Below are 21,047 nucleotides of genomic sequence, written 5' to 3'. Positions count from 1 at the left end.
TCGCTGTGTCGCAGAGCATCGAAAGAGCGGTGGAGACACTGGAGTTCGTGGCGATCCGACCCCGCACGCAGAGCGAGGTCGCCGTGCACCTGGGCGTGCACCGGTCCACCGCGCTGCGGGTGCTGCAGACCCTCACCGAGTACGGTCTCACCCGCCGCCAGCCCGACGGCCGCTACGGCGTGGGCTACCGACTGGCCGGACTGGCCGGACTGGCGCGCGAGCAGTTCGACCTCGCCAATCTGGCCCGCCCGCATCTGGTCACCCTCGGCGAGATGTGCTCGCACACCATCCACCTCGCCGCGCTGGAGGGTGGGCGCATCATCTACACCGACAAGGTCGAGCAGCCGGGCATGGTCAAGCTGTACTCGCAGATCGGGGCGCCGGTGTGTCTGCACACCGCCGGTGTCAGCAAGGCCATCCTGGCCTACCAGGAGCCCGACGTGGTGGACGCGATCATGGCCGGCGTCACGTTCGAACGGCACACCGACACCACCATCACCTCGCGCCGGCAGTTCGACACCACGCTCGCCGACGTCCGGGAGCGCGGCTGGTCCACCGATGACGCCGAGTACGAGGACTACGTGAACTGCGTGGCGATGCCCATCCGCGACTCCGGTGACAAAGTCGTTGCCGCCGTGTCGATCACCTCGCTGAAAGCGCGCGCCGATCTCGATGCGCTCAAACAACTTCTACCCGACCTGACCACCGTGACCGACAACATCTCCAAGGAGCTGGGATGGCGACAGTGACCGACTGGTTCGACGAGGCATTCGCGACCACACCCGTGATGGCGATCCTGCGCGGGTTCAGCCCGCAACGGACCGTCGAATTGGCACAGCGCGGCTGGGATGCCGGGATCAGTTGTATCGAGGTGCCGATCCAATCCGCCGCGGCCGTCGAGGCGCTGGTGGCCACGGTGGACGCCGGTGCGCAACGAGGCCGCCCGGTCGGTGCGGGCACGGTGATCTCGGCCGAGCACGTCGCGACCGCCCGGGCGGCGGGCGCCGCGTTCACCGTGGCACCGGGATTCGATCCCGCCGTTGCCAGGGCAAGTCTGGATGCCGGGATGCCGCACCTGCCCGGCATCGCCACCGGCTCGGAGATCCAGCGCGCCATGGATTTCGGGCTCGGTTGGCTCAAGGCCTTTCCGGCCTCGGTGCTGGGCACCGGGTGGTTCTCGGCGATGGCGGGTCCGTTTCCGGACGCCAAATTCGTCGCCACCGGCGGAATGAACGCCCGCAACGCCACCGAGTACCTCGATGCCGGGGCTCGCGTCGTAGCCGTGGGCTCGGCGTTGGAGGACGACGCGCAGATCGAACTACTGACCAACCTCTTCGCAGTCCGATAGGAGTACTGAAACCGATGCCCTCCCTGCTGAACGACGCCTACACCCCGGCGGCGGACCGCTACGACACGATGAACTATCGGCGGGTCGGCAGCACCGGCCTGGTGCTGCCCGCCGTCTCGCTGGGTATGTGGCACAATTTCGGCGACGACACGCCGTTGCAGCGCCAGCGTGACATCATCCGGGCCGCTTTCGATCTCGGTGTCACACATTTCGACCTGGCCAATGGTTATGGCCCGCCCATGGGCTCGGCGGAAAAGAACGTCGGCCGCATCCTGAGCGAGGACTTCGCCAATCTCCGCGATGAGCTGATCATCTCCACCAAGGCCGGCTACAACTTCTTCCCCGGCCCCTACGGCAAGGGCGGCGGCGCGAAGTATCTGCTGGGCAGCCTGGAGCATTCGCTGCGCAGCCTGCGGCTGGACCATGTCGACATCTTCTACAGCCACCGGTACGACCCGGACACGCCGCTGGAGGAAACCGCCCGTGCGCTGGACGCCGCGGTGCGCTCGGGCAAGGCGCGCTATGCCGGGGTGTCGTCGTACTCCGCCGAGCGGACGTTGGAGATCGCCGGACTGCTCGAGCAGCTGGGCACACCACTGGCCATCCATCAGCCGTCCTACTCGATGCTGAACCGGTGGATCGAGCAGGGGTCGCCGTCGCTGCTGGATGTGCTGAGCGACAAGGGAATCGGTTGCATCGCGTTCTCTGCGTTGGCCCAGGGGCTGCTGACCTCGAAGTACCTGAACGGGATCCCCGAAGGTTCGCGGGCCACCCAGGGCAAGACGCTGCGCGAGGGCATGCTGTCGCAGCGCAATCTCGACAATGTGGCCGCGCTCGACAAGATCGCCCAGCGGCGCGGGCAGCCGTTGGCGCACATGGCGCTGGCCTGGGTGATGCGCCAGGACGCCGTGTCCTCGGTGCTGGTGGGGGCATCGCGGCCGGAGCAAATCGCCGACAGCGTGCACGCCCTGTCCAGCCCCGGTTTCAGCGATGACGAACTCGCCGAGATCGACCGGTATGCGGTCGACGGTGAGCTCAACATCTGGCTGGCGTCCTCGACGGCATGAGCGCCGACGACAATCCGGTATGGCTGGACGGCTTCGACTACGCCGACGCATGGCGGCTTGGCTGTCAGATGCGCGCCGCCGCGCTGGAGCAGTCGCTGCCGCTGGTGATCGGCGTGGTGCACGGCGATCAACGGGTGTTCCACACGTCGCTGCCGGGCGCGTATCCCGAAAGCGATCACTGGCTGGAACGCAAACTCAACACCGCGAAACGCTACGGGTGCAGCTCGTTGGGTGTGTTGGAGTTCTTCACCGAGACCGGCCGCGACTTCGACACCCAATCCCGGCTACCCGCGGGTGAATACGCCGCGGCCGGCGGGGTGGTGCCCATCCGGGTCACCGGTGTGGGCGTCGTCGGTTTTGTCGGGGTGTCGGGGTTGCCACACCGTGAAGATCATGCGTTCGTGACCGACCAACTGAGGGTGTTCGGTACGGGCTCACGGGCCTGAATCGTCGTAGCAGATTGCTACAGTTGTGTGGCAATCTGCTACGACGGAGGCGCCATGGCGAACACGGCGGATCGGGTCACGCGCGTGGCCGCCGATCTGATGGACAGTGCGGCCGCCGAAGGGGCTCGGCAGAGCCGGTCGGCCAAGCAGCAACTCGACCATTGGGCCCGCGTCGGTCGGGCGGTGTCCGCGCAGCACGCGGCGGCCCGCCGCAAGGTGGAGGCCGCCCTGGCCGGCGGTGTGGAGTTGAGCGAGCTGAGCACCGAGGAAGGTGTCGTCTACAACGCCGAGATCTCGGCGGCCATCGAGGAGAACCTGGCCGAGACCGATTACGGTGCGCTGCTGTCGGCGCGCGGTATCACCACCGTCGCCCTCGATGAGTCCGGGCAGATCGTGCAATACCGACCCGACGGCAGCTCGTCGGTGCTGTATCCGCACGGGTGAAGCGACTCGACCTCGTCGTCGGCTCCAACGGCGCCGGCAAGTCGACGTTCATCGAACTGACCCTCGCCCCACTGCTGCCCGGCAGTCCCGCCGTCAACGCCGACGAGATCGCCAGGCACCGGTGGTCCGCGGCGCCGCTGGAGCACGCCTATGAAGCCGCGCGCATCGCCGCCGCCACCCGGGCCAAGTTGATCGAGCTCGGTGAGTCGTTCATCGCCGAGACGGTGTTCTCGCACCCGTCCAAGCTCGAACTCATCGACTCCGCGCACAGCGCCGGCTACACCGTGGCGCTGCACGTCGTACTCATCCCCGAGGAACTTGCCGTGCAGCGCGTCGCGCATCGGGTCGCCGCCGGTGGCCACAACGTGCCCGAGGACAAAATCCGGCAACGCTATCGACGGCTCTGGGATCTGGTCGCCGCCGCCGCGACCCGCGCGGACACCACCGCCTTCTACGACAACAGCACCCGGCGCGGGCCGCGGATCGTGGCTCAGCTCAACTGCGGATCCGCCCTCGGTGCGCCGTCGTGGCCGGCGTGGACACCGCAGGCACTGACCACCCGATGGCCCGCCGAGGACTGACACCGCGGCCCCATCATGCGGCCTGACCCGTCGCGCGCACCGTGGCGCAGGCCTGCTCGAAACTCGCCCACTCGGCGGCGGTCGGTCGCGGTCCGGCGTCGGACAGGGCCGCCGCGCTCACCACGGCATCGGGCAGCCCCTCGGCGCCGAGCAGCTCAGCCAGGTTGGCCAGGCGACCGGCCGGACTGTCCTCGTGACTCTGGAATACCCGCTTCTCCAACCAAGATCGGGCCGCGGTGACGCCGGCGGCAAGGTCGAGTGCGGGTGCGGTGATGTGGGTGCCACAGCGGCGCAACTGTTCCTCGTAGCGGTCCTCCCAGAACTCGGTTCGCCATCCCGGCCACAGCTGCGGCAGCCACCGCAACAGCCCGGGGTCCGGGTTGGTCATCCATACGCCCAGGGTCTTGTTCGGCACGTTGACATAGACGCCGCTCTCGGGCACCAGCCCCAGTTTCAGGGATGGTTGCCCGGGCCCGGGGAGCATGTCGAGCAGCTTCGGCCCGTGCCAGGCTGCACTGCACCCCCACCACAACGGCCACGCCCGCACCCGGCCGATTAGATCGATCACGGTGACCAGGTGGTGCAGGTGTCCGGTGCCGCTCGCCAACGTCAGTTCAGGTTCGGAAGGCCTGTCCCGCAACGGCGCCGGCGCACCGACATAAGCGGCGATCTCGGCCGTCGTGCCGTAGGCCCAGGAGATGGTGTAGCCGGGCCAGAGCATCCGCAACACCTCGAACATGGCTCGACGTTCGTTCATCGTCGACATGAGCTCTTCACCGAAGAAGAGCAATCGGCGCTCGACGAGGTCGAGCAGCAGACCGCCGTCGGACCACAGCTCGTCGGTCCAGAACTCGCTCGTTTCCTGCGCCAGGATGTAGCGCGTGGCCAGTTCGGGTCCCGCGAGCAGGGCGTCGAGCATTCTGCATCCCGCCCAGTGCGCGTACCGCAACTGCCAGCCGTCGTCATCCACCAAAACGATGTTGGCCCTGTTTCCCATGGTGCTCCCCTACCGGACAGGCGCCGCCGCGGTGGCGGCGCTCACTTGTCCGGCAGTATTCGCACGGGCTCCGACAACTTCGGTCGGCGCTACCCGGTTTGTCCACAGTCCGAGGTAGTTTCCAGATGTGACGACGACAACCTTCCCGCTCGGCCCGTACGCGGTCAATCGCGTCGGCTTCGGCGCCATGCAGCTACCCGGCCCCGGTGTCATGGGACCGCCACGCGATCACGACCAGGCCATCGCCGTGCTCAAACGGGCCGTGGAACTGGGCGTGGACCATATCGACACCGCACAGTTCTACGGACCCAGGGTGGCCAACGAGCTCATCCGTGAGGCGCTGCATCCCTACGCAGACAACCTGGCCCTGGTGAGCAAGGTCGGCGCGCGGCGTAATGAAGCCGGCGAATGGCTCGCCGCGCAGGAGCCCGATGACCTGCGCGCCGATATCGAAGACAACCTCCAGACGCTCGGTGTCGACAGGCTCGCCGCGGTGAACCTGCGCATCCACTCCGGTGACCCCAGCAGTGTCGGTGCGGTGGACCGTGAGTTGTTCGACCGTCAGCTGACGGCCATGATCTCCGCCCGCGACGAGGGCCTCATCGCGGGTATCGGCCTGTCCAGCGTCTCGGCCGAGCACCTGAAGATCGCGCTGGACCGCACCGAGATCGTCACCGTGCAGAACGCCTACAACTTCCTGGACCGGTCGTCGCAACCCGTGCTCGACCTGTGCACCGAACGCGGCATCTCGTTCGTGCCGTTCTTCCCGCTGGGTTCGGGGTTCAACCCCGACAACCCGGTGCTGAACAACCCCACGGTCAAGGAGACCGCCGCCGACCTCGGGTACACACCGGCGCAGATCGTGCTGGCGTGGACGCTGGCCGTCGCGCCCAATGTGCTGCTGATCCCGGGCACCTCGTCGGTGGCGCATCTGGAGGAGAACGTCGCGATCGCCGACATCGAGTTGCCGGCCGGCTTCACGCTGTAACCGATTGCCAGGCGGTACCGGTCAAGCGTATCGGCGTGAGGTGTTGCTCACACTTCGTGTCATTCGCTGCCCGGCACACTCTTTTGGGCAGTACCCGCTGAGTAGGTTGCCACGGCAGCGAAAACCGTTGACTCGTCGATATTTCGCGCTTCGCCCCAGCGAAAGACGGTGCCCGACAACCGTAGTTGACCTGTGGCGTGCGTCGCACAATGCGACGACACAGCGATTTGCCTTCGCCCGCATACCCGCCGATAAGGTGCGTCGGCGTGAGCAGGCAGAAGACCACCATGGCCGGGCGCCGCAGGTCGGCAATCCTGGCAGCGGTTGTCGTCCCCGCCGCCACCTTTCTCGTCACCGACGCACACGCGGGCGCCGATATCCCGGCCGCCGCGTCCGCGTCGCCACCGTGTTGCATGGAGGTGGTGACGCCGGTGCCCGGCGCGGTGCAGACCCTGCAGACCGTCAGCCCAGAACTTCCCGTCGGGGTGGCGCCGGAGCAGGGGCTGCAGGTCGAGACCATTCTCGCGGCGCGTGCCGTCAGCACGGAGTTTCCCGAGATCCTCACCATCGGCGGAGTGCGCGCCGATTCCATGCGGTGGCATCCCGATGGCCTCGCGATCGACGTGATGATCGCGAACTATCACTCCCAGGAGGGCATCGCCCTCGGTGACCGCGTCGTCGCGTTCATCCTGGAGAACGCCGAACGGTTCGACCTGAACCACATGCTCTGGCGGCAGACCTCCTACGGCCCGGGCCGCGCGCCGCGGCCGATGCGAAGCCGGGGTTCGGACACCGCCGACCACTACGACCACGTACACATCGCCACCAACGGTGGCGGGTACCCCCGAGGTGGCGAGACCTACCTGCGCTGAGTGTCCCTACGCTCCGCGGAAAAAGGGTTCGACCGTGCCGCTGAGCTTCACCACCATCGGGTCTCCGCGGCGATCCTTGGCGGTGGGAACTTCCACCCTGATCCTATTCGTGCACTTTGGTCTTCTCGACGCCGTTCAAGCGCGGAAATCGGGCAGGACGACCTGGGGCGCCGGCCGAGGATTACCCGCGTCGGCCGGCCCGCTCGGCGAAACCGTCCAGCGCATCCAGGATTTCAGGGGCGCGCCAGGCACGGTTGCGGGCCCGGTCGGTGAACTCGACGACGATGCCGGCCTCGGCGAGAGGACCGATGTAGCGGCGGGGGTGGTCGGTGGAGAGGCCCAGTTCGTCGCGCAGAAGCACACCGTTGACGACCGGCCGCCGGGTCAACAGGTCGGCAACCCGCCACACAGCAGAGTCCGACCGCGCAGTGATCCGGTCATTCCAACTCGCCCGGATCTCGCGCAGCGCAGTGATCAGCTGGCGGCCGTTGACAACTGCGCGCTCGCTGGCGCGGGCGAACGCTTCGACGATCGGCGCGAGATCTCCTTCCCGGTAGGCGGTGAGAGCGGCGAAGTAACCATCGGTATCCGACAGCAACCCGGCGGACACGGGAACCGTCACCTGGCGAGTCAAGCCCTTGTTCCGCAGCATCGACTGCACCAGAGCACGCCCGGTTCGACCGTTGCCATCGGTGAACGGATGGATGGTCTCGAATTGGGCATGCGCCACCGCGATCTGCGCGAGCAGTGCAACGTCGTCGCGGGCGGCGAAAACGATCAAGTCGTCGATCGCAGCGGGAACGCGCTCATGGCTTGGCGGAACGAACATCGCGCCTTGTGGGCTGTTTCCGCCGCCGATCCACACCTGCTCGGTACGCCACTGCCCCGGCGTATGACGCGACTGGCCGACCATCAGCGCGGCATGCATGGCCAGGATCGCATCAGCGTCAACACAATCCGACAGTTCGATTGCCGCGGTCATCGCCGCGGTGTTCGCGACTACCAGCTCGGCATTGGCCTTCCCCTTAGCGCCTGGCAGTTCAGCCTCGGCGATCGAGCGTGCTGAGGCAGTGAGGTTCTCGATGCGCGAGCTGGCCGCGGACTCGCTACGCAAGAGCACCGCCGAGAACGGCGCAATCTCGCCTTTGAGTTCGGCGTCCAATCGAGTGATGGCGAGGCTGGCGTCCTCGGCGGCCGTGTACACATCCGGCGGTAGCGCCACCTGCAGGTCGGCGATAGCCGGGGGGAACGCCGCCCGGTACGGCCCACCCCGGCGAGACGACCGGGAGTATCTGCCGCCGTGGCTGGGCGTCCAGTCCAGCGTCTCGTAGTTGAGCGCAGCAAGTGTCGCCATGATCGCATGATAGCGACACTTAATCAGATAAGTGTCGCTAATTATTAGAGTGGCGGCACATACGCTTTGCTACCTTCGAGCGATGGCGACACTTACCCGCGCATGTGTCGCCACACCCGGGAACACAGCGTTCCCATGAACGAGTGGCTGGCGAACGGCGCGCCCCCGCAACCTTTTACTGGGCTTCGCGGAAGAAGGGTTCGACCGTGCCGTTGAGCTTGACCACCATCGGGTTTCCGCGGCGATCCTTGGCGGTGGGAACCTCCACCCGTACCCAACCCTCGGCCACGTCGTATTCGTGCACATTGGTCTTCTCGACACCGTTGACGAGAATGCCGACGCCGCGGATGAGCGCCTCTTCGTCGTAGAAGGGGCTGCGCGGATCGATGGACAGGTGGTTCGGGGGAACGTCTGTGTTCTGGTCCTCGGACATGATCTCTTTCGTGGAGTTCGCAGGCTCGGGGCGTGATCTCCGGGAGAACCTACGCGACCCTATCGTGGCGGGTTCGACGTGGGCGGGCACAGGCGGCCCAGCGGACTGCGGGGCGCGAGGCGTCCGTGCGGTGACACGGTGAGCCGGATCCACGCGACCCGGCGTGCTCGGTAATAGCGCTGCATCGCCGGGCCGGTCTCGATCCGGATCCTCATCATGCGCGAGTAGCCGACCCTCCAGAGTCTCGCCAGAAGCGATTGACCGTCGTAGGGATTGCGGTCGCCGGGTTCGGCCACCATGCCCGAGTACAGCGCATACATGTACTCGGCGCGCTTGGACACTCAGTCAGCATGCCCGGCGCGGACCGAAATCATGCGCATGCCGCGCCGCGGGATCGGGCAAACGGGAAAGGCACCCTCCGATGGAAGGTGCCTTCGTCTGCGTCGGGCTGACAGGATTTGAACCTGCGACCACTTGACCCCCAGGGAGCTCAATGCCGTCTCGTCGTGTCTCAGCGCGTCTCATCTGTGCAGTTCAGAGGCCATTTGGCGTCTCAAGCGTCTCGCCGCGTCCGGGCTGTTTGAACACGTCTTGGGACACTCTTGGGACACTCTTGGGACACTGTGCAGGTTTCCCTAGGACCAGACGCGGTGCCCGGAGCTGGACCGAAGTTACAAATCGGAGCGGAATCTCTGTTATCAGCCCGCCAGTTTCCGAATGTTTGCCGTAGCCGTCTGGGCCGCGCCTCCCGCGTTGATCGATGGCACAAAGCCACTGAGGCCGATCATCACGGGCGCGGCCCGCCAGAGGGTGAGCAATCTGCACTTCCCTGTCATGGGTCGTCGATATCATTGCCGGCTATTGACTTAGGATGGGGACAGCGTGGCGCGAGAAGTGGGCAACTCGATCGGGCTCGGGTTCGGCAATGGAAGCGTGATCGACTACGGCGATAGCGTCGAGTACCGCCAGACCGGAAAATTGATCCCGGCCTTCCGGGTGACAGTCGCAGACATCACCGGTTTCTCAGTCCGCAAAGTGACACGCGACGACAAGAAGCGACTCGACGCGTCAGCGCTGCAACAGGTGTTTGTCGTGCAGGGCTCAGGAACGACCCTCGCAGAGGTCGCGGTAAACCACGGGACCGCCGCCAAGATTGAACAGGTGCTGCGCGCCCACCCGAGATTTGGGACCAACGTCCATCAATCGACGCCCGGCGCCAGTTCCACCGCTACGCCCACCACATCGTGGGTGGACGAGCTCGCCAAACTCGCAGCTTTGCGAGACACAGGAGTGTTGACCTCCGAAGAGTTCGAAATCGCCAAGCGCAAACTCATTAGCTGAGCTGCAGTCGGGCACACGAGCGACAGAGCTCAATCTGCGCGTCAGCAGCACTCGACTAACGACTTCGGGTGTTCAGCGCTCGTCCGAACAGCGGCCCGGGCCGGCAGTCGCGATGCGCCATGGCCGCCCGCGACAGCTCGCCCGTTTATTAGGTCAACGTGGTGAAAAGCACAACTATTGTCGCTTCTTTTGGTGCCGACTAGAAATGCTGCGCCACTGACCCCTGCGTCGCCATTAGTTTCCATAAAGTTCCGGTCAATGGCATTTCCGTCCTGGATTGAAGTTGCGGTAAACGCACGAGTGTGCAGCTTCGAGTCCAGTTGCGGCTTCGGACTATGTGCACTGCCAGGCGATCAAGGATGGATCTTTGCTCGAGCGGTGTAGGGGCTGACCTGAACGACGAATTCACCAACGCGCTGTCGGCGATGCGCACTCAGTTGGACGAGCAGATCTGGTAGACCGCTGTTTAATTGGCAACTTTGCAAATTGCTCGATCTTCGAACATCAAGATCCGCGGCGCCGCCACCCTCGGTCAGGCTCGCCGTGCGTCTTAACCAGAAAGGAACCTCCGTGGCTGGCAAGGCATCAGCGACGTCAACTACCTTGTACCGGCTGACTGCGGTTCCCAAACTCAAGGACGCGATACGCGATAAATACCTCGACGATGATGCCAAGTTCACAGAAGTGGACTGCACGGTCGGCGATCGTGCAGCCCTGTTGGTTCATGGACATATGAAGACCGATCGCGCCCGTTGGGCAGATCGACTCGGATCCCTGATCAATGTTCCATTCGATGCCGCCAACCAGAACGCGGCCGCAGTGCTTGTCATTAGAGGCGAGGGCGCCACGGCGTGGGCAGTCACCTACGGGATGGGGTTCCATCTTCTCGAGCAAGCACGCGTTGATCCCGGTTTTGGCCAGCGGATTGCAATCCGGGTTGCCCACCCGGACAGCTTGAACTCACTTACTAGTAAGACTATGGACAGTCGCGCAAAAGTGGACCGATCGTCAATCCCGTCCGGATCGCAGCTGAGTGGCTTCGGACTTGGGGATTTCGGGGAGCTCGTGACACGGATAGTAGCTACCGCCGAAATCACAGGTCTCACCGTCGGCAAGACGTTCACCCTGCGCGGTGCCGACGCGCTAAACCTGCCGCTGGCCCATACGCCTGAGAGCTTTCTAGCCGATCTATCCGCGCTCGAGGAAACTCTTCGAAAACCTCCGCTTCAGGAACTTCAGATTCTCGAGCAACTCGTCGCTTTCAAGAAGGACAGCCCCGAAGCGATCAGACTCGACGGTCTGCTGGCGATAGCTTTGCTCGACAGTGCCGACACCAAGGTCAGCGTGGCGTGGCCACATGAAGCCATCAACGAAAATGGAACACCCGAAGCATACAAATTGAAAGGTCGCCGAGGCCCAAAGGCCCCGCAGGACGGCGTGCCCACAATTGAGACCATTCGTCAGGCGGTCGACCCGGCCGATCCCTTGGGATCGCTTACACGCCAACGGATCCAGCTATTCAGTGACCCCGCGGCCCAAAACCCGATCAGCTCTGACATTGCAGTCCGCAAGTGGGTAGCGTACGAGACCCTCTTGGATGGCCGTCGATACTTTCTACACGACGGTATGTGGTACCTCATGGACGACAAGTACGCTTCGCAACTGCAGGACCGGGTACGCGAAATATTCAGCACTACTTGGGGATTGACCCTTCCAGCTTGGCAGATTGAGAACGGCAAGAAGGTCGATGAGGAAGATTACAACAAGGAGGCGGCGCGACAAATTGGCGGAGTTGTCCTAGACCGTCGACTAATCAGGACCACCCAGAACCGGCGGGGATTCGAAACTTGCGACATCCTCGCCCCCGACGGTGCACTGGTGCACGTGAAGAAGTCCGATGCCTCGGCGCCGCTGAGCCACCTATTTGCGCAGGGCCATAACTCAGCCCACTCGCTCACTCATGACAACGAGGCGCGGGAGAAGTTTCGCGAGCTCATCCAAAAGCAGGGCGGCAACACGGATTTGCTTAGAGAAAAGCCCTCGGCGGTAGTGTTCGCCATCGCAAAGGCTGCGGGTGAGCAATTCGATCCCGAATCATTGTTCAGCTTCAGCCAGGTCACCCTGGTTAGGACGGTCGACGACCTTCGTGCCAGAGGTATTGAAGTGATCGTTTTCCCCATCGAGAGCGCCGACGGCTCAAACCTTGAGAAGTGACGGTGACTGGCGCAAGCGATGAACGTAGTCGACACGCCGCATGGGGCAGATACGAGACACTGGCTCGGCATGATGCACCGTGCACGACCCTGAGATAGATCTTCGGGCTTTCGCCGATAACGCCTCGCTGGAAAACGCCCGATCGATAAACAACGATGAGCGAAAAGGGGACTGCCCCGGGGCAGTCCCCTCAGAAGCTGACATCGACCTCATCTACGTAGAAGGACCGTAGTTGATGACGAATGAATCTCGGTCGGGTTGAGATGTGATGTCATGCAACCGCTGTCGCGGATGGCGCTGTCATCCTAATTCGGTGGCGCCAAAGACAGCGAAGAAAACCGACAGCCGGTTGGCGGCTCGGCTAGCCGCGCTCGCTTCGCTGGGCGCTTCGGTTATCCACTTCGCCGTCGTACCCACCCACTGGCAGGAGTGGATGCCCGCTGGCGTGTTTTTCACATCGATCGCCCTCTCCCAACTGCTGTGGGCGCGGCTGGTTCTCACACGAACCACGACTCCTGTGCTTGCTGCCGGCACCATGCTCAACCTTGGAGCCATTGCGCTGTGGGCCATGTCCAGGACCGCGGGAGCCCCGTTCGGCCCCCACGCCGGGGAAGCGGAACTGATCCAAGCCGCGGACCTGTGCGCACTGTTGCTTCAAATTTACGTCGTGATGGGCGCCAGCTGGGTGTGGTACCGCGGCCTGCAAGGAGAGCCGGTACCGTTGTTCGGCAGCGCAGTAGTGCTCATGGGCGCAGTCGGTGTCGTGGCGCTGGCGTCCACGGTGGGTGTTGCTTCAGGTCTGCAGCACGGCCATCATGGGCCAGCGAGCGCAGACGGTGGTCACCACGGGGCGACCCCCGAGGATGCGCATAGCGATCACCACGGCGCTGACGTTAAGCCCGAGGAGCACGATGACCCTGGGACGACCGGCGAGCATGTCCATAGCCCTGACAGCAACCACGAACCGGCCACCCCGGCGCCGGTGAACGAGCCTGCCGGCGAATCGGCCACACCACCCGAAGTTCCGACGCCGACCGAAGTTCCCGCCTCACCCGATGTTCCAGCCCCAGCCGCGGTCCCGCTGCATGACGACCACAGCGATCACGATCACGGTGAGTAAACAGCTGATCTCGGCGCTGATGTGGCCCGGTAGGCAGATGTCCTCGTCGCTGCCGCCGCCGACCGATCCTCGAAAGTGCCGTGGACCGGATAGGCCGCGCGTGCCAACGCGCCGCCTGCCGTGTCAGCGATCCAGGACTGCGCGTGTGCTGGCCGCAGGGCTCAGGTCGAGGCGGCGCAACAGTTGCGCGTTAAGCGCCACGACGATCGTCGACAACGACATCAAGATCGCGCCGACTGACATCGGCAGCACAAACCCGATCGGTGCGAGCACACCGGCAGCCAAGGGCACTGCGATGAGGTTGTAGCCCGCCCCCCACCACAGGTTCTGCTTCATCTTTCGGTAGCTGGCACGCGACAGTTCGATCACCGACAACACCGAGCGCGGGTCCGAACTGGCCAGTATCACGCCGGCAGAGGCGATGGCCACGTCGGTGCCGGCGCCGATCGCGATGCCAACGTCGGCTTGCGCCAACGCGGGGGCATCGTTGACACCATCGCCCACCATGGCGACCTTCTTGCCCTCCTGTTGCAGCGCAGCAACTTTCGACGCCTTGTCTTCCGGGCGTACTCCGGCGAACACCCGATCTATGCCAAGTTCGTGACCTACCGCCTGCGCGACCGCTTCGGCGTCACCGGTAATCATGACCACCTCGACGCCGAGCTTGTGCAAGGCATCGACCGCTTCGCGGGACTCGGGGCGAATCTCATCGGCCAGGCGGAGGCCGCCGAGCACAGTGCCGTCGCGGACGACGTGCAGGATGATCGCGCCCTCGTCGCGCCACGAGGTCGCCGCGTGAACTTCCTGTCCGCCGATCTCGTCGAGCAGGCGCGGGCCGCCCACCCGGATCTCGTGGCCCTCCACCGTCGCGGTCACACCCACCGCCGGGGAAGATGAGAAGCCACTGGCGCGCGGCACAGTGAGTGCGCGCTCCTCGGCGGCTTTCACGATTGCCCGCGCGAGGGGGTGTTCACTGTCGGCCTCGGCGGCAGCGGCCAAGGCGAGCACGGTGTTGTCGTCGAGGTCGCCGCTGGCCTCGATCGCGGTCACGGTCGGTTCACCCTTGGTCAGGGTGCCCGTTTTGTCGAAGAGCACGGCGTTAACGGTGCGCATGCCTTCGAGGGCGAGGCGATCCTTGATCAGAACGCCGCCCCGCGCGGCGCGCTCGGTCGCGATCGACACCACCAGTGGTATCGCCAATCCCAACGCATGCGGGCAAGCGATGACGAGCACGGTGATCGCCCGGACAACGGAGGCATCAGGGTCTCCGACAATCGACCACGCCACGGCGGTGATGGCGGCCGTCCCCAAGGCGAACCAGAACAGCCAGCCCGCCGCTCGGTCGGCGAGGCGCTGGGCTCGCGAGGACGAGTTCTGCGCTTCGGTGACCAGGCGCTGGATTCCCGCCAGGGCGGTGTCATCGCCGGTGGCGGTAATTTCGACCCGCAACCCGGAATCGGTGGCCACGGTTCCGGCCGTCACCGCATCTCCGACGCCGCGGGCCACCGGCCGCGATTCACCGGTCACCATCGACTCGTCCATGTCCGCGCGTCCGTCGACGATCTTGCCGTCGGCGGGGACGCTGCCACCGGGTCGCACAACCACCAGATCCCCCACCCGCAGGTCGGCGGGTGAGACGGTGACGATGCGCTCGCCGTCGACCTTCTCGGCCTCGTCGGGAAGCAGGGCGGCCAGGGAATCCAGTGCGGAGGTGGTCTGCGCCAGGGAGCGCATCTCGACCCAGTGGCCGAGCAGCATGATGACGATCAGCAGCGCCAGTTCCCACCAGAACTCCAGTTCGTGGTGGAGCACACCCAGGCTCGCGCCCCAGGAGGCGAAGAATGCGACGGTGATGGCCAGACCGATGAGCAGCATCATTCCCGGTTTGCGGGAACGGATTTCGCTGACGGCGCCGGTGAGGAAGGGGCGACCGCCAACGACGTACATGACCGTGCCCAGCAGTGGTGCGATCCAGCGGCCGCCGGGGACGTCGGGCACTGCGTAGCCGAGCAGCATGGCGAACATGGTCGAGAACGCGATGACTGGGATGGCGATGATCAAGTTGATCCAGAACAGCTTCCGGAACACGGCAACATGATCGGCGCCGTGGCCGGCGTGACCCCCGTGGTCGCCATGGTGGTCGTGGCGGACGTTGGTGTCGTGAGCAGGGTGCTCGCCGTGATCGTCGTGGTTGGCGTGAACGCCGTTGTGCGATGCCGGTAACGCGTGCTCGTCGTGGCTGGTCATGTTGCGCTCTCCTTGAGGAGTCTCACGTGTCTGTTCGCGCCAGGGTGTGCAGCGGCGACGATCCCAGGCGGCCGCGTCGCTGCACCGCCGGTGCGGGTCATGACCGCACGAGTCGGGCGATGGCTTCGGATGCTTCGGTGAGTTTGGCGTCGGCGGCTGGCCCCCCGGCGGCAGCGGCGTCTCGAACGCAGTGTCGTAGATGGTCGTCGAGCAGGGCCAGCGCGACGCTCTGCAGGGCTTTGGTCAACGCGTCAGCCTGGGTGAGGATGTCGATGCAATAGCGTTCCTCCTCGATCATCCGGCTGATGCCGCGGGCTTGGCCCTCAATGCGTTTCAAGCGTTTGAGGTACTTGTCTTTGTCGGTGATGTAGCCGTGGTGCACCGAACCCGATGCCGGGCAGTCATCAGCGTCATCGACGTGCGTCATGGCAGATCCTTCGTTCCGGTGAGCGTGGGCACCGCCGCCGGGCTCTCGGCGGCCGGTGTGTGAGATGTCAGTCACGCCGCGCTGGCGTACTTGTCGGGGTCACGATCGAACCGCGGTCCACATCCTTTACAGCACAACCAGTACCGTCGGCCGCGGTAGTCGCGGAACAGGCCCGCGGCTTCGGCGGCCGTCTTGTCCACTGGCGTGCCGGGCATCACCGGGCATGTTGCCCGGTCCGTTGCGGGGTCGAGGAGGTTCGTGGCCGCAGGATTGATGATCGTCGTGTCGAGGTCTGGTGTTGAGCCGCTGCAGCAGCAGCTCGACGTCAGGTTCTTTTTGTCGGACATGGGTTCTCCTTGATGCGGTAAGGGTTAGTGAGTGGGGGCCGAGGATGTGGATGTGAAGCCGCGCAGTCGGAGGCTGTTGCCTACGACGAAGATGCTGGAGAATGCCATGGCCGCGCCGGCGAGCATGGGGTTGAGCATGCCCAGTGCTGCTACCGGTATGGCGGCGACGTTGTAGGCGAACGCCCAGAACAGGTTCGTCTTGATCGTCGATAATGTTTTGCGGGATAGCCGGATCGCGTCGACGGCGCTGCGCAGGTCGCCGCGTACCAGGGTGATGTCGGAGGCTTCGATCGCGACATCGGTTCCAGTACCCATGGCCAGGCCGAGGTCGGCTTGGGCGAGGGCGGGCGCATCGTTGACGCCATCGCCGACCATCGCCACCGTTTTGCCCTCGGCTTGCAGCCGGGCGATGACGTCGACTTTGTCTTTGGGCATGACCTCGGCGATCACGGTGTCGATGCCGACCTCGGCGGCGATCTGGCGGGCGACGGCTTCGTTGTCCCCGGTGAGCAGCACAGGCGTCAGACCGAGTTCCCGCATCTGTGAGATCGCCTGAGCGCTCGTCGGTTTCACGGTGTCTGCGACGACGAGTACTCCGCGAGCCTGACCGTCCCAGCCGACGGCGACCACCGTCTTGCCCTGCGCTTCGGCCGAGCTTTTTGCCTGCACCAACTCTGGGCTCAGGTGTTGGGTCCAGTCGGCGAGCAGTGATTCGCGCCCCACGACGACGGCGTGGCCGTCGACGACGCCCTGCACACCCTTGCCTTCGACGTTGGCGAAATCCTCGGGGGTGGGTAGCGTCCCGAGTTCTTCGGCGGCGGCGGTGGCGATGGCTTGGGCGATCGGGTGCTCTGAGGCGTTCTCCAATGCGCCGGCCAGCCGGAGCAGGTCCACGCGTTCGGTTCCCTGGACGGTAACGACGTCGACCAGGGTCATCTTGCCGGTGGTGACGGTGCCGGTCTTGTCCAGCACCACGGTGTCGACCTTGCGGGTGGACTCCAGCACCTCCGGGCCCTTGATCAACACGCCCATTTGCGCGCCGCGACCGGTGCCCACCAGAAGTGCCGTCGGCGTAGCCAAACCGAGCGCGCAGGGGCAGGCGATTACCAGGACCGCCACCGCGGCCGTGAAGGCGGCCGCGACTGGGAAGCCCGCGCCCAGCCATGCGCCGAGTGTGATCACCGCGATCGCGAGGACGATCGGCACGAAGACGCCGGAGATGCGGTCGGCCAGACGCTGGACCTGGGCTTTGCCGGTTTGTGCGTTCTCCACCAGTTGGGCCATCTGCGCCAGCTGGGTGTCAGAACCGACGCGGGTGGCGCGCACCACCAGCCGCCCGCCGGCGTTGACGGTTGCACCGACCACGGTGTCCCCTGGGCCGACCTCCACGGGGACCGATTCGCCGGTCAGCATCGAGGCATCGACCGCTGATGTCCCCGTCGCCACCACCCCGTCGGTGGCGATCTTCTCTCCCGGGCGCACGACGAACTCGTCGCCCACCATCAGGTCCTCGACGGCGATCTTCGTTTCCGCGCCGTCGCGCAGAACGGACACCTTCTTAGCGCCCATCTCCAGGAGGGCGCGCAACGCCGCGCCGGCTTGCCGTTTGGACCGTTTCTCGAAGTAGCGCCCGGCAAGGATGAATGTTGTTACGCCAGCGGCGACTTCGAGGTAGATGTTGGCGGCGCCGTGAGACGGTGCGAGTGTCAGTTCGAAGGGATGCTTCATTCCTGGGGTGCCGGCGGTCCCGAAGAACAGCGCGTATAGCGACCATAGGAAGGCCGACAAGGTGCCCAGGGAGATGAGCGTGTCCATCGTTGCCGTGGCGTGGCGCAGGTTGGCCCAGGCTGCGCGGTGAAACGGCCACGCCGCCCAGACGATCACCGGCGCAGCCAGCACCAGCGAGGCCCACTGCCAGTAGGTGAACTGCAGCGTGGGGATCATCGCCATCGCGATGACCGGCACCGATAGCAGCACCGAACCGGTCAGCCGGTGGCGCAGGGACACCCTTTCGGGGTCGTCGGTCTCGCCTGTCTCTCCGGGCGGGGCGGGCTTCTCCGGTGTGGGTAGCGCGGCGCTGTAGCCGGCGTTTTCCACCTCGGCGAGCAGCTGCGCGGGATCGTATCCGTCGGGCACCGTGACGGTGGCCTTCTCGGTCGCGTAGTTGACCGTGGCCGCGACGCCGTCGATCTTGTTGAGCTTGCGTTCGATGCGGTTGGCGCATGAGGCGCAGGTCATTCCTCCGATGCGTAATTCAATGCTCGGGCCGGACACGGGTGTCGATGTCGTCATGTGTTGCCTCTGTCTTTCAGTTTCTAGGCGGACGGAGGTCGTCAGTGCCCGCCGGCATGGCCGGTGTCGCCAGGCGATTCTGGTGAGGGCTGATTGGTGTCGCCGCGTGCGGCGTCGACGACGAAGGTGGCGGTGTGCACGGTGTCGTCGACCTTGAAGTCGAGGTAGAGCAGGTAGCGACCGGCGGTGGGTGCGGTCGCGGCGAACGACACCGCAGGCCCACCGGTGCGGTCCCCCTGGGGCTCAGCGCCCTCAGGGTGCACGTGCAGGTACGCCAGGTCGCCCTCACGCAGCGCGACGAGGTGACCGTATGCCCCCAGGTAGGGCTGCAATGTGCTCACCGGCTCGCCGTCACGGGAGACCTTCGCTGTGACCTGTGTCGAGACGCCCGCGGTAAGCGCACCGTCGAGTTCCACGGTGTACCCGGCAATTTCGTCCACCATGCGTGCGGCCACCGGCATCGACGGGGAGAACTCGCCAGCCACGTCGACTGTGCGGGTGAGCGTGAGTTTGGTACTGCCAGCCTGGGCAGGTTGAAAGTCCGCGAACACCCGGTAGGTCCCGGCGGACTTCCAGACCCAGGGCGTCGACCATATGCCGGTTGCCTGATCTAGGACCGGGTGTACGTGCGCGAAATGCTCACCATCAGAACGGACGACGATGAGATGCAGCTGCTTGTCGTGCACCGTCGCGTAGTCCAGAAGCGGCGCACCGCTGGGATCAGCAATGGTGAAGCTCAAACTGCCACGATCGTTGGGTGCGCCGGGTGCCCGCACCGCGCTGAGCGCGTATCCGTCTTGGGCGAGCGACAACCCCGGCGGATCAGCGGACAAAGGAGATACCGGCAACGCCTGCTCGATCGGCGCGCTGTGATCAACCGCGGGCTCAGCGCCAACGTGCTGAGTGGCCGTCACCGCGGTGTCGGGGTCGACCGCCGCGGCGGTGACGTACGCAGCCGTGAACGCCACCGCCAGTCCCGCACCGAAAGCGGCCAACCGTCCCGCAGCGTTCATGCGACACGCACCGCCGAATAACCGGCCTCGTCGACCGCATGCAGGATCTGGGCGTCATCGACGGGACCGCTGGAAGTCACGATCAGAGTGCCCGTCGAAGCGCTCACCTCGACGTCTTGAACCCCGGCGACCTCGCTGACTTCTTCTCGCACCGACAGCTCACAGTGCCCGCAGGTCATTCCCGTGACGGCGTACGTGATCGTGCTCATGACCGAACTCCCATCTTCAACGCGTGATACCCCTACCCGGTATGCGTACACCAACCTATACCCCTAGAGGGTATGTTGCAAGGGCGGGTTCCTCGGACCCTTGGCGATGCCGCGTCGACGCCGGTCGAGGAATCCGCGACGAAGGGAGAGAACCGATGGGGGTGCGAACGTTGCACGCCGGGGATGACGGCTGGCCGCTCATGGGCGAGGTCGTCGGCCGCGGCGAGCTGATCGTCATGCTGCACGGCGGTGGGCCCGACCACTACAGCATGCGGCCGCTTGCCAATAGACTTGCTGGCCGGTATCGCGTTGCGCTGCCGGATATTCGAGGATATGGAGCATCGCGATGCCCCGACCCGACGTTGCACCGCTGGGATCAGTACGTCACCGACGCCATTGAGATCATGCACGCGCTCGACGCCACGTCCGCCCACTTTGTCGGCGCCGGCCTCGGCGGCACGATTGCCTTGCGGACATGTCTGGAACACCGCCATGTCGCCCGGTCCGCAGTCATCATCAGTGCTGAAGCTATCGAGGACGACGAGGACAAGGCTGCCGACACAGAGCTGATGGACCGTTTCGCCAACCGCGCCCGCTCCCGCGGTTTACAGGCCGCCTGGGAGCTGTTTGTCCCTCATCTTCAGCCGCTCATTGCCAACCTCGTCACCGAGGCCATTCCGCGCGCTGACGCTCAAAGTGCCGCTGTCGCAGCGACAATCGGTCATGACCGCGCTTTCGCGACTGTCGAGGAACTCCGGCGCATCAACACGCCGACGCTCATCATCGCCGGCGACTACTCACGCCACCCTACGCAACTCGCGCGCACCCTCGCCGACGCCCTTCCGCACGGAGAGCTTGCCGAGGTCGCGATGTCCGACCTGCTCGCCAACGCTGAAGACCTGGCGCGCGCCTTCGGCCCGGCAATCGAACAATTCCTCGCCACGTCGGACCGGGACATTTAAGGCCATCAAATAGCGGCGCAGCCCGTCAGGGACACCGAGGTGGCCGCGGTCCGCAGGCCCTTAGCTGCAGCAGGATTTCCCCGTATCGGCCTTGATAGGGCGGCGCCCGCCGGCGATTTGGCTAAACGTGCACAGGGCCACGCACTTGGCGATCGACCGTATGGTTGAACTCTGGGTGAGCCGCCGGAGTTTCTCTTGTGCCGTCATGAACGATAGGCCTCCCAGTCGACGAGGTACCCGCCGTGGATACAACCGCAAAGTACCCCTCGGGGGTATCCCCGCACAATGTGCGACATGTCAGACGTTTGTCGCCAACCTCTGCCATTCGGCGCCTACGCGCTTATT

At 65.1% G+C, this 21,047-nt stretch carries 22 protein-coding genes and 1 pseudogene; 12 read left to right on the top strand and 11 right to left on the bottom strand.

Annotated elements, in window-relative coordinates; genetic code table 11:
• Window positions 1-5: 5 nt before the first annotated feature.
• The 6 genes from ACWDUN_RS16230 to ACWDUN_RS16205 are packed head-to-tail and all read left to right on the top strand — an operon-like array spanning window position 6 to window position 3,886.
• Window positions 6-749 carry an IclR family transcriptional regulator gene (locus tag ACWDUN_RS16230; protein ID WP_449930298.1) on the top strand — a complete coding sequence of 248 codons (744 nt, stop codon included), beginning with the start codon at window positions 6-8 and terminating at the stop codon, window positions 747-749.
• On the top strand, window positions 737-1,348 hold the full coding sequence (locus tag ACWDUN_RS16225; RefSeq protein ID WP_449930296.1) for a bifunctional 4-hydroxy-2-oxoglutarate aldolase/2-dehydro-3-deoxy-phosphogluconate aldolase: 612 nt from the start codon (window positions 737-739) through the stop codon (window positions 1,346-1,348). The genes ACWDUN_RS16230 and ACWDUN_RS16225 overlap by 13 nt, the downstream gene beginning before the upstream one ends.
• Before the next feature lie 14 nt (window positions 1,349-1,362).
• Window positions 1,363-2,415, top strand: a complete 1,053-nt coding sequence (gene mgrA / locus ACWDUN_RS16220; RefSeq protein ID WP_449930294.1) for an L-glyceraldehyde 3-phosphate reductase — start codon at window positions 1,363-1,365, stop codon at window positions 2,413-2,415.
• On the top strand, window positions 2,412-2,861 hold the full coding sequence (locus ACWDUN_RS16215; protein WP_449930292.1) for a heme-binding protein: 450 nt from the start codon (window positions 2,412-2,414) through the stop codon (window positions 2,859-2,861). The genes mgrA and ACWDUN_RS16215 overlap by 4 nt, the downstream gene beginning before the upstream one ends.
• 54 nt (window positions 2,862-2,915) lie before the next feature.
• Window positions 2,916-3,305, top strand: a complete 390-nt coding sequence (locus ACWDUN_RS16210; RefSeq protein WP_449930290.1) for a TA system antitoxin ParD family protein — start codon at window positions 2,916-2,918, stop codon at window positions 3,303-3,305.
• A complete protein-coding gene (locus ACWDUN_RS16205) occupies window positions 3,302-3,886 on the top strand; it encodes a zeta toxin family protein (protein ID WP_449930288.1) in 585 nt (194 codons plus the stop codon). The genes ACWDUN_RS16210 and ACWDUN_RS16205 overlap by 4 nt, the downstream gene beginning before the upstream one ends.
• A 13-nt stretch (window positions 3,887-3,899) precedes the next feature.
• Here the strand turns inward: ACWDUN_RS16205 and ACWDUN_RS16200 are convergent, their stop codons facing one another.
• Complete coding sequence (locus ACWDUN_RS16200; protein WP_449930286.1) at window positions 3,900-4,856, bottom strand: hypothetical protein; 957 nt, start codon at window positions 4,854-4,856, stop codon at window positions 3,900-3,902.
• 154 nt (window positions 4,857-5,010) lie between these two features.
• On the opposite strand from ACWDUN_RS16200, the gene ACWDUN_RS16195 reads away from it, so the two are divergent.
• On the top strand, window positions 5,011-5,871 hold the full coding sequence (locus ACWDUN_RS16195) for an oxidoreductase (protein ID WP_449930284.1): 861 nt from the start codon (window positions 5,011-5,013) through the stop codon (window positions 5,869-5,871).
• 266 nt (window positions 5,872-6,137) lie between these two features.
• The gene (locus tag ACWDUN_RS16190) at window positions 6,138-6,743 is read left to right on the top strand and encodes a hypothetical protein (RefSeq protein ID WP_449930282.1); all 606 of its coding nucleotides are present in this window, start codon (window positions 6,138-6,140) and stop codon (window positions 6,741-6,743) included.
• 6 nt (window positions 6,744-6,749) lie between these two features.
• Here the strand turns inward: ACWDUN_RS16190 and ACWDUN_RS16185 are convergent.
• The 4 genes and pseudogenes from ACWDUN_RS16185 to ACWDUN_RS16170 all read right to left on the bottom strand — a co-directional run.
• Window positions 6,750-6,885 (bottom strand): annotated as a pseudogene (locus ACWDUN_RS16185) (DUF3297 family protein); the annotation flags it as partial.
• A 39-nt stretch (window positions 6,886-6,924) separates the two neighbouring features.
• Entirely contained in the window at window positions 6,925-8,097 is a 1,173-nt protein-coding gene (locus tag ACWDUN_RS16180; RefSeq protein WP_449930280.1) for a Fic family protein, read from the bottom strand.
• Between the two features lie 175 nt (window positions 8,098-8,272).
• Window positions 8,273-8,530 carry a DUF3297 family protein gene (locus tag ACWDUN_RS16175; RefSeq protein ID WP_449930278.1) on the bottom strand — a complete coding sequence of 86 codons (258 nt, stop codon included), beginning with the start codon at window positions 8,528-8,530 and terminating at the stop codon, window positions 8,273-8,275.
• A gap of 59 nt (window positions 8,531-8,589) precedes the next feature.
• Window positions 8,590-8,871 carry a ribosome modulation factor gene (locus ACWDUN_RS16170; RefSeq protein ID WP_449930277.1) on the bottom strand — a complete coding sequence of 94 codons (282 nt, stop codon included), beginning with the start codon at window positions 8,869-8,871 and terminating at the stop codon, window positions 8,590-8,592.
• A 541-nt stretch (window positions 8,872-9,412) separates the two neighbouring features.
• Here ACWDUN_RS16170 and ACWDUN_RS16165 point away from each other — a divergent pair.
• The 3 genes from ACWDUN_RS16165 (at window position 9,413) to ACWDUN_RS16155 (ending at window position 13,205) form a co-directional block, all read left to right on the top strand.
• Window positions 9,413-9,871 (top strand): SHOCT domain-containing protein, encoded by a 459-nt coding sequence (locus ACWDUN_RS16165; protein WP_110783354.1) that lies wholly within the window; start codon window positions 9,413-9,415, stop codon window positions 9,869-9,871.
• A 570-nt stretch (window positions 9,872-10,441) separates the two neighbouring features.
• A complete protein-coding gene (locus ACWDUN_RS16160; protein WP_157837303.1) occupies window positions 10,442-12,085 on the top strand; it encodes a DUF6119 family protein in 1,644 nt (547 codons plus the stop codon).
• Window positions 12,086-12,350: 265 nt separating this feature from the next.
• A complete protein-coding gene (locus ACWDUN_RS16155; RefSeq protein ID WP_030133938.1) occupies window positions 12,351-13,205 on the top strand; it encodes a hypothetical protein in 855 nt (284 codons plus the stop codon).
• Window positions 13,206-13,328: 123 nt separating this feature from the next.
• Here the strand turns inward: ACWDUN_RS16155 and ACWDUN_RS16150 are convergent, their stop codons facing one another.
• The 6 genes from ACWDUN_RS16150 to ACWDUN_RS16125 all read right to left on the bottom strand — a co-directional run bounded on the left by ACWDUN_RS16150 (window position 13,329) and on the right by ACWDUN_RS16125 (window position 19,740).
• Window positions 13,329-15,452, bottom strand: a complete 2,124-nt coding sequence (locus ACWDUN_RS16150; RefSeq protein ID WP_141864101.1) for a heavy metal translocating P-type ATPase — start codon at window positions 15,450-15,452, stop codon at window positions 13,329-13,331.
• A gap of 97 nt (window positions 15,453-15,549) precedes the next feature.
• The gene (locus tag ACWDUN_RS16145) at window positions 15,550-15,879 is read right to left on the bottom strand and encodes a metal-sensitive transcriptional regulator (protein ID WP_141864103.1); all 330 of its coding nucleotides are present in this window, start codon (window positions 15,877-15,879) and stop codon (window positions 15,550-15,552) included.
• A gap of 71 nt (window positions 15,880-15,950) precedes the next feature.
• Window positions 15,951-16,226 (bottom strand): YHS domain-containing protein, encoded by a 276-nt coding sequence (locus tag ACWDUN_RS16140; protein ID WP_141864105.1) that lies wholly within the window; start codon window positions 16,224-16,226, stop codon window positions 15,951-15,953.
• A 24-nt stretch (window positions 16,227-16,250) separates the two neighbouring features.
• Window positions 16,251-18,518, bottom strand: a complete 2,268-nt coding sequence (locus ACWDUN_RS16135; RefSeq protein WP_449930273.1) for a heavy metal translocating P-type ATPase — start codon at window positions 18,516-18,518, stop codon at window positions 16,251-16,253.
• 41 nt (window positions 18,519-18,559) lie between these two features.
• A complete protein-coding gene (locus tag ACWDUN_RS16130) occupies window positions 18,560-19,531 on the bottom strand; it encodes a heavy-metal-associated domain-containing protein (RefSeq protein WP_141864108.1) in 972 nt (323 codons plus the stop codon).
• Window positions 19,528-19,740 (bottom strand): heavy-metal-associated domain-containing protein, encoded by a 213-nt coding sequence (locus tag ACWDUN_RS16125; protein ID WP_030133932.1) that lies wholly within the window; start codon window positions 19,738-19,740, stop codon window positions 19,528-19,530. The genes ACWDUN_RS16130 and ACWDUN_RS16125 overlap by 4 nt, the downstream gene beginning before the upstream one ends.
• A gap of 155 nt (window positions 19,741-19,895) precedes the next feature.
• On the opposite strand from ACWDUN_RS16125, the gene ACWDUN_RS16120 reads away from it, so the two are divergent.
• The gene (locus tag ACWDUN_RS16120) at window positions 19,896-20,702 is read left to right on the top strand and encodes an alpha/beta fold hydrolase (RefSeq protein ID WP_141864110.1); all 807 of its coding nucleotides are present in this window, start codon (window positions 19,896-19,898) and stop codon (window positions 20,700-20,702) included.
• Window positions 20,703-21,047 lie beyond the last annotated feature (345 nt).

This window comes from Mycobacterium sp. NPDC003323, assembly GCF_053589535.1.
This window is presented reverse-complemented; position numbering and strand designations above follow the sequence as displayed.

Coding starts and splice junctions, on each gene's coding strand:
- ACWDUN_RS16225 (WP_449930296.1), top strand. CDS start 737: ATGGCGACAGTGACCGACTGGTTCGACGAGGCATTCGCGACCACACCC.
- mgrA (WP_449930294.1), top strand. CDS start 1,363: ATGCCCTCCCTGCTGAACGACGCCTACACCCCGGCGGCGGACCGCTAC.
- ACWDUN_RS16215 (WP_449930292.1), top strand. CDS start 2,412: ATGAGCGCCGACGACAATCCGGTATGGCTGGACGGCTTCGACTACGCC.
- ACWDUN_RS16210 (WP_449930290.1), top strand. CDS start 2,916: ATGGCGAACACGGCGGATCGGGTCACGCGCGTGGCCGCCGATCTGATG.
- ACWDUN_RS16180 (WP_449930280.1), bottom strand. CDS start 8,097: ATGGCGACACTTGCTGCGCTCAACTACGAGACGCTGGACTGGACGCCC.
- ACWDUN_RS16175 (WP_449930278.1), bottom strand. CDS start 8,530: ATGTCCGAGGACCAGAACACAGACGTTCCCCCGAACCACCTGTCCATC.
- ACWDUN_RS16150 (WP_141864101.1), bottom strand. CDS start 15,452: ATGACCAGCCACGACGAGCACGCGTTACCGGCATCGCACAACGGCGTT.
- ACWDUN_RS16145 (WP_141864103.1), bottom strand. CDS start 15,879: ATGACGCACGTCGATGACGCTGATGACTGCCCGGCATCGGGTTCGGTG.
- ACWDUN_RS16140 (WP_141864105.1), bottom strand. CDS start 16,226: ATGTCCGACAAAAAGAACCTGACGTCGAGCTGCTGCTGCAGCGGCTCA.
- ACWDUN_RS16135 (WP_449930273.1), bottom strand. CDS start 18,518: ATGACGACATCGACACCCGTGTCCGGCCCGAGCATTGAATTACGCATC.
- ACWDUN_RS16130 (WP_141864108.1), bottom strand. CDS start 19,531: ATGAACGCTGCGGGACGGTTGGCCGCTTTCGGTGCGGGACTGGCGGTG.
- ACWDUN_RS16125 (WP_030133932.1), bottom strand. CDS start 19,740: ATGAGCACGATCACGTACGCCGTCACGGGAATGACCTGCGGGCACTGT.
- ACWDUN_RS16120 (WP_141864110.1), top strand. CDS start 19,896: ATGGGGGTGCGAACGTTGCACGCCGGGGATGACGGCTGGCCGCTCATG.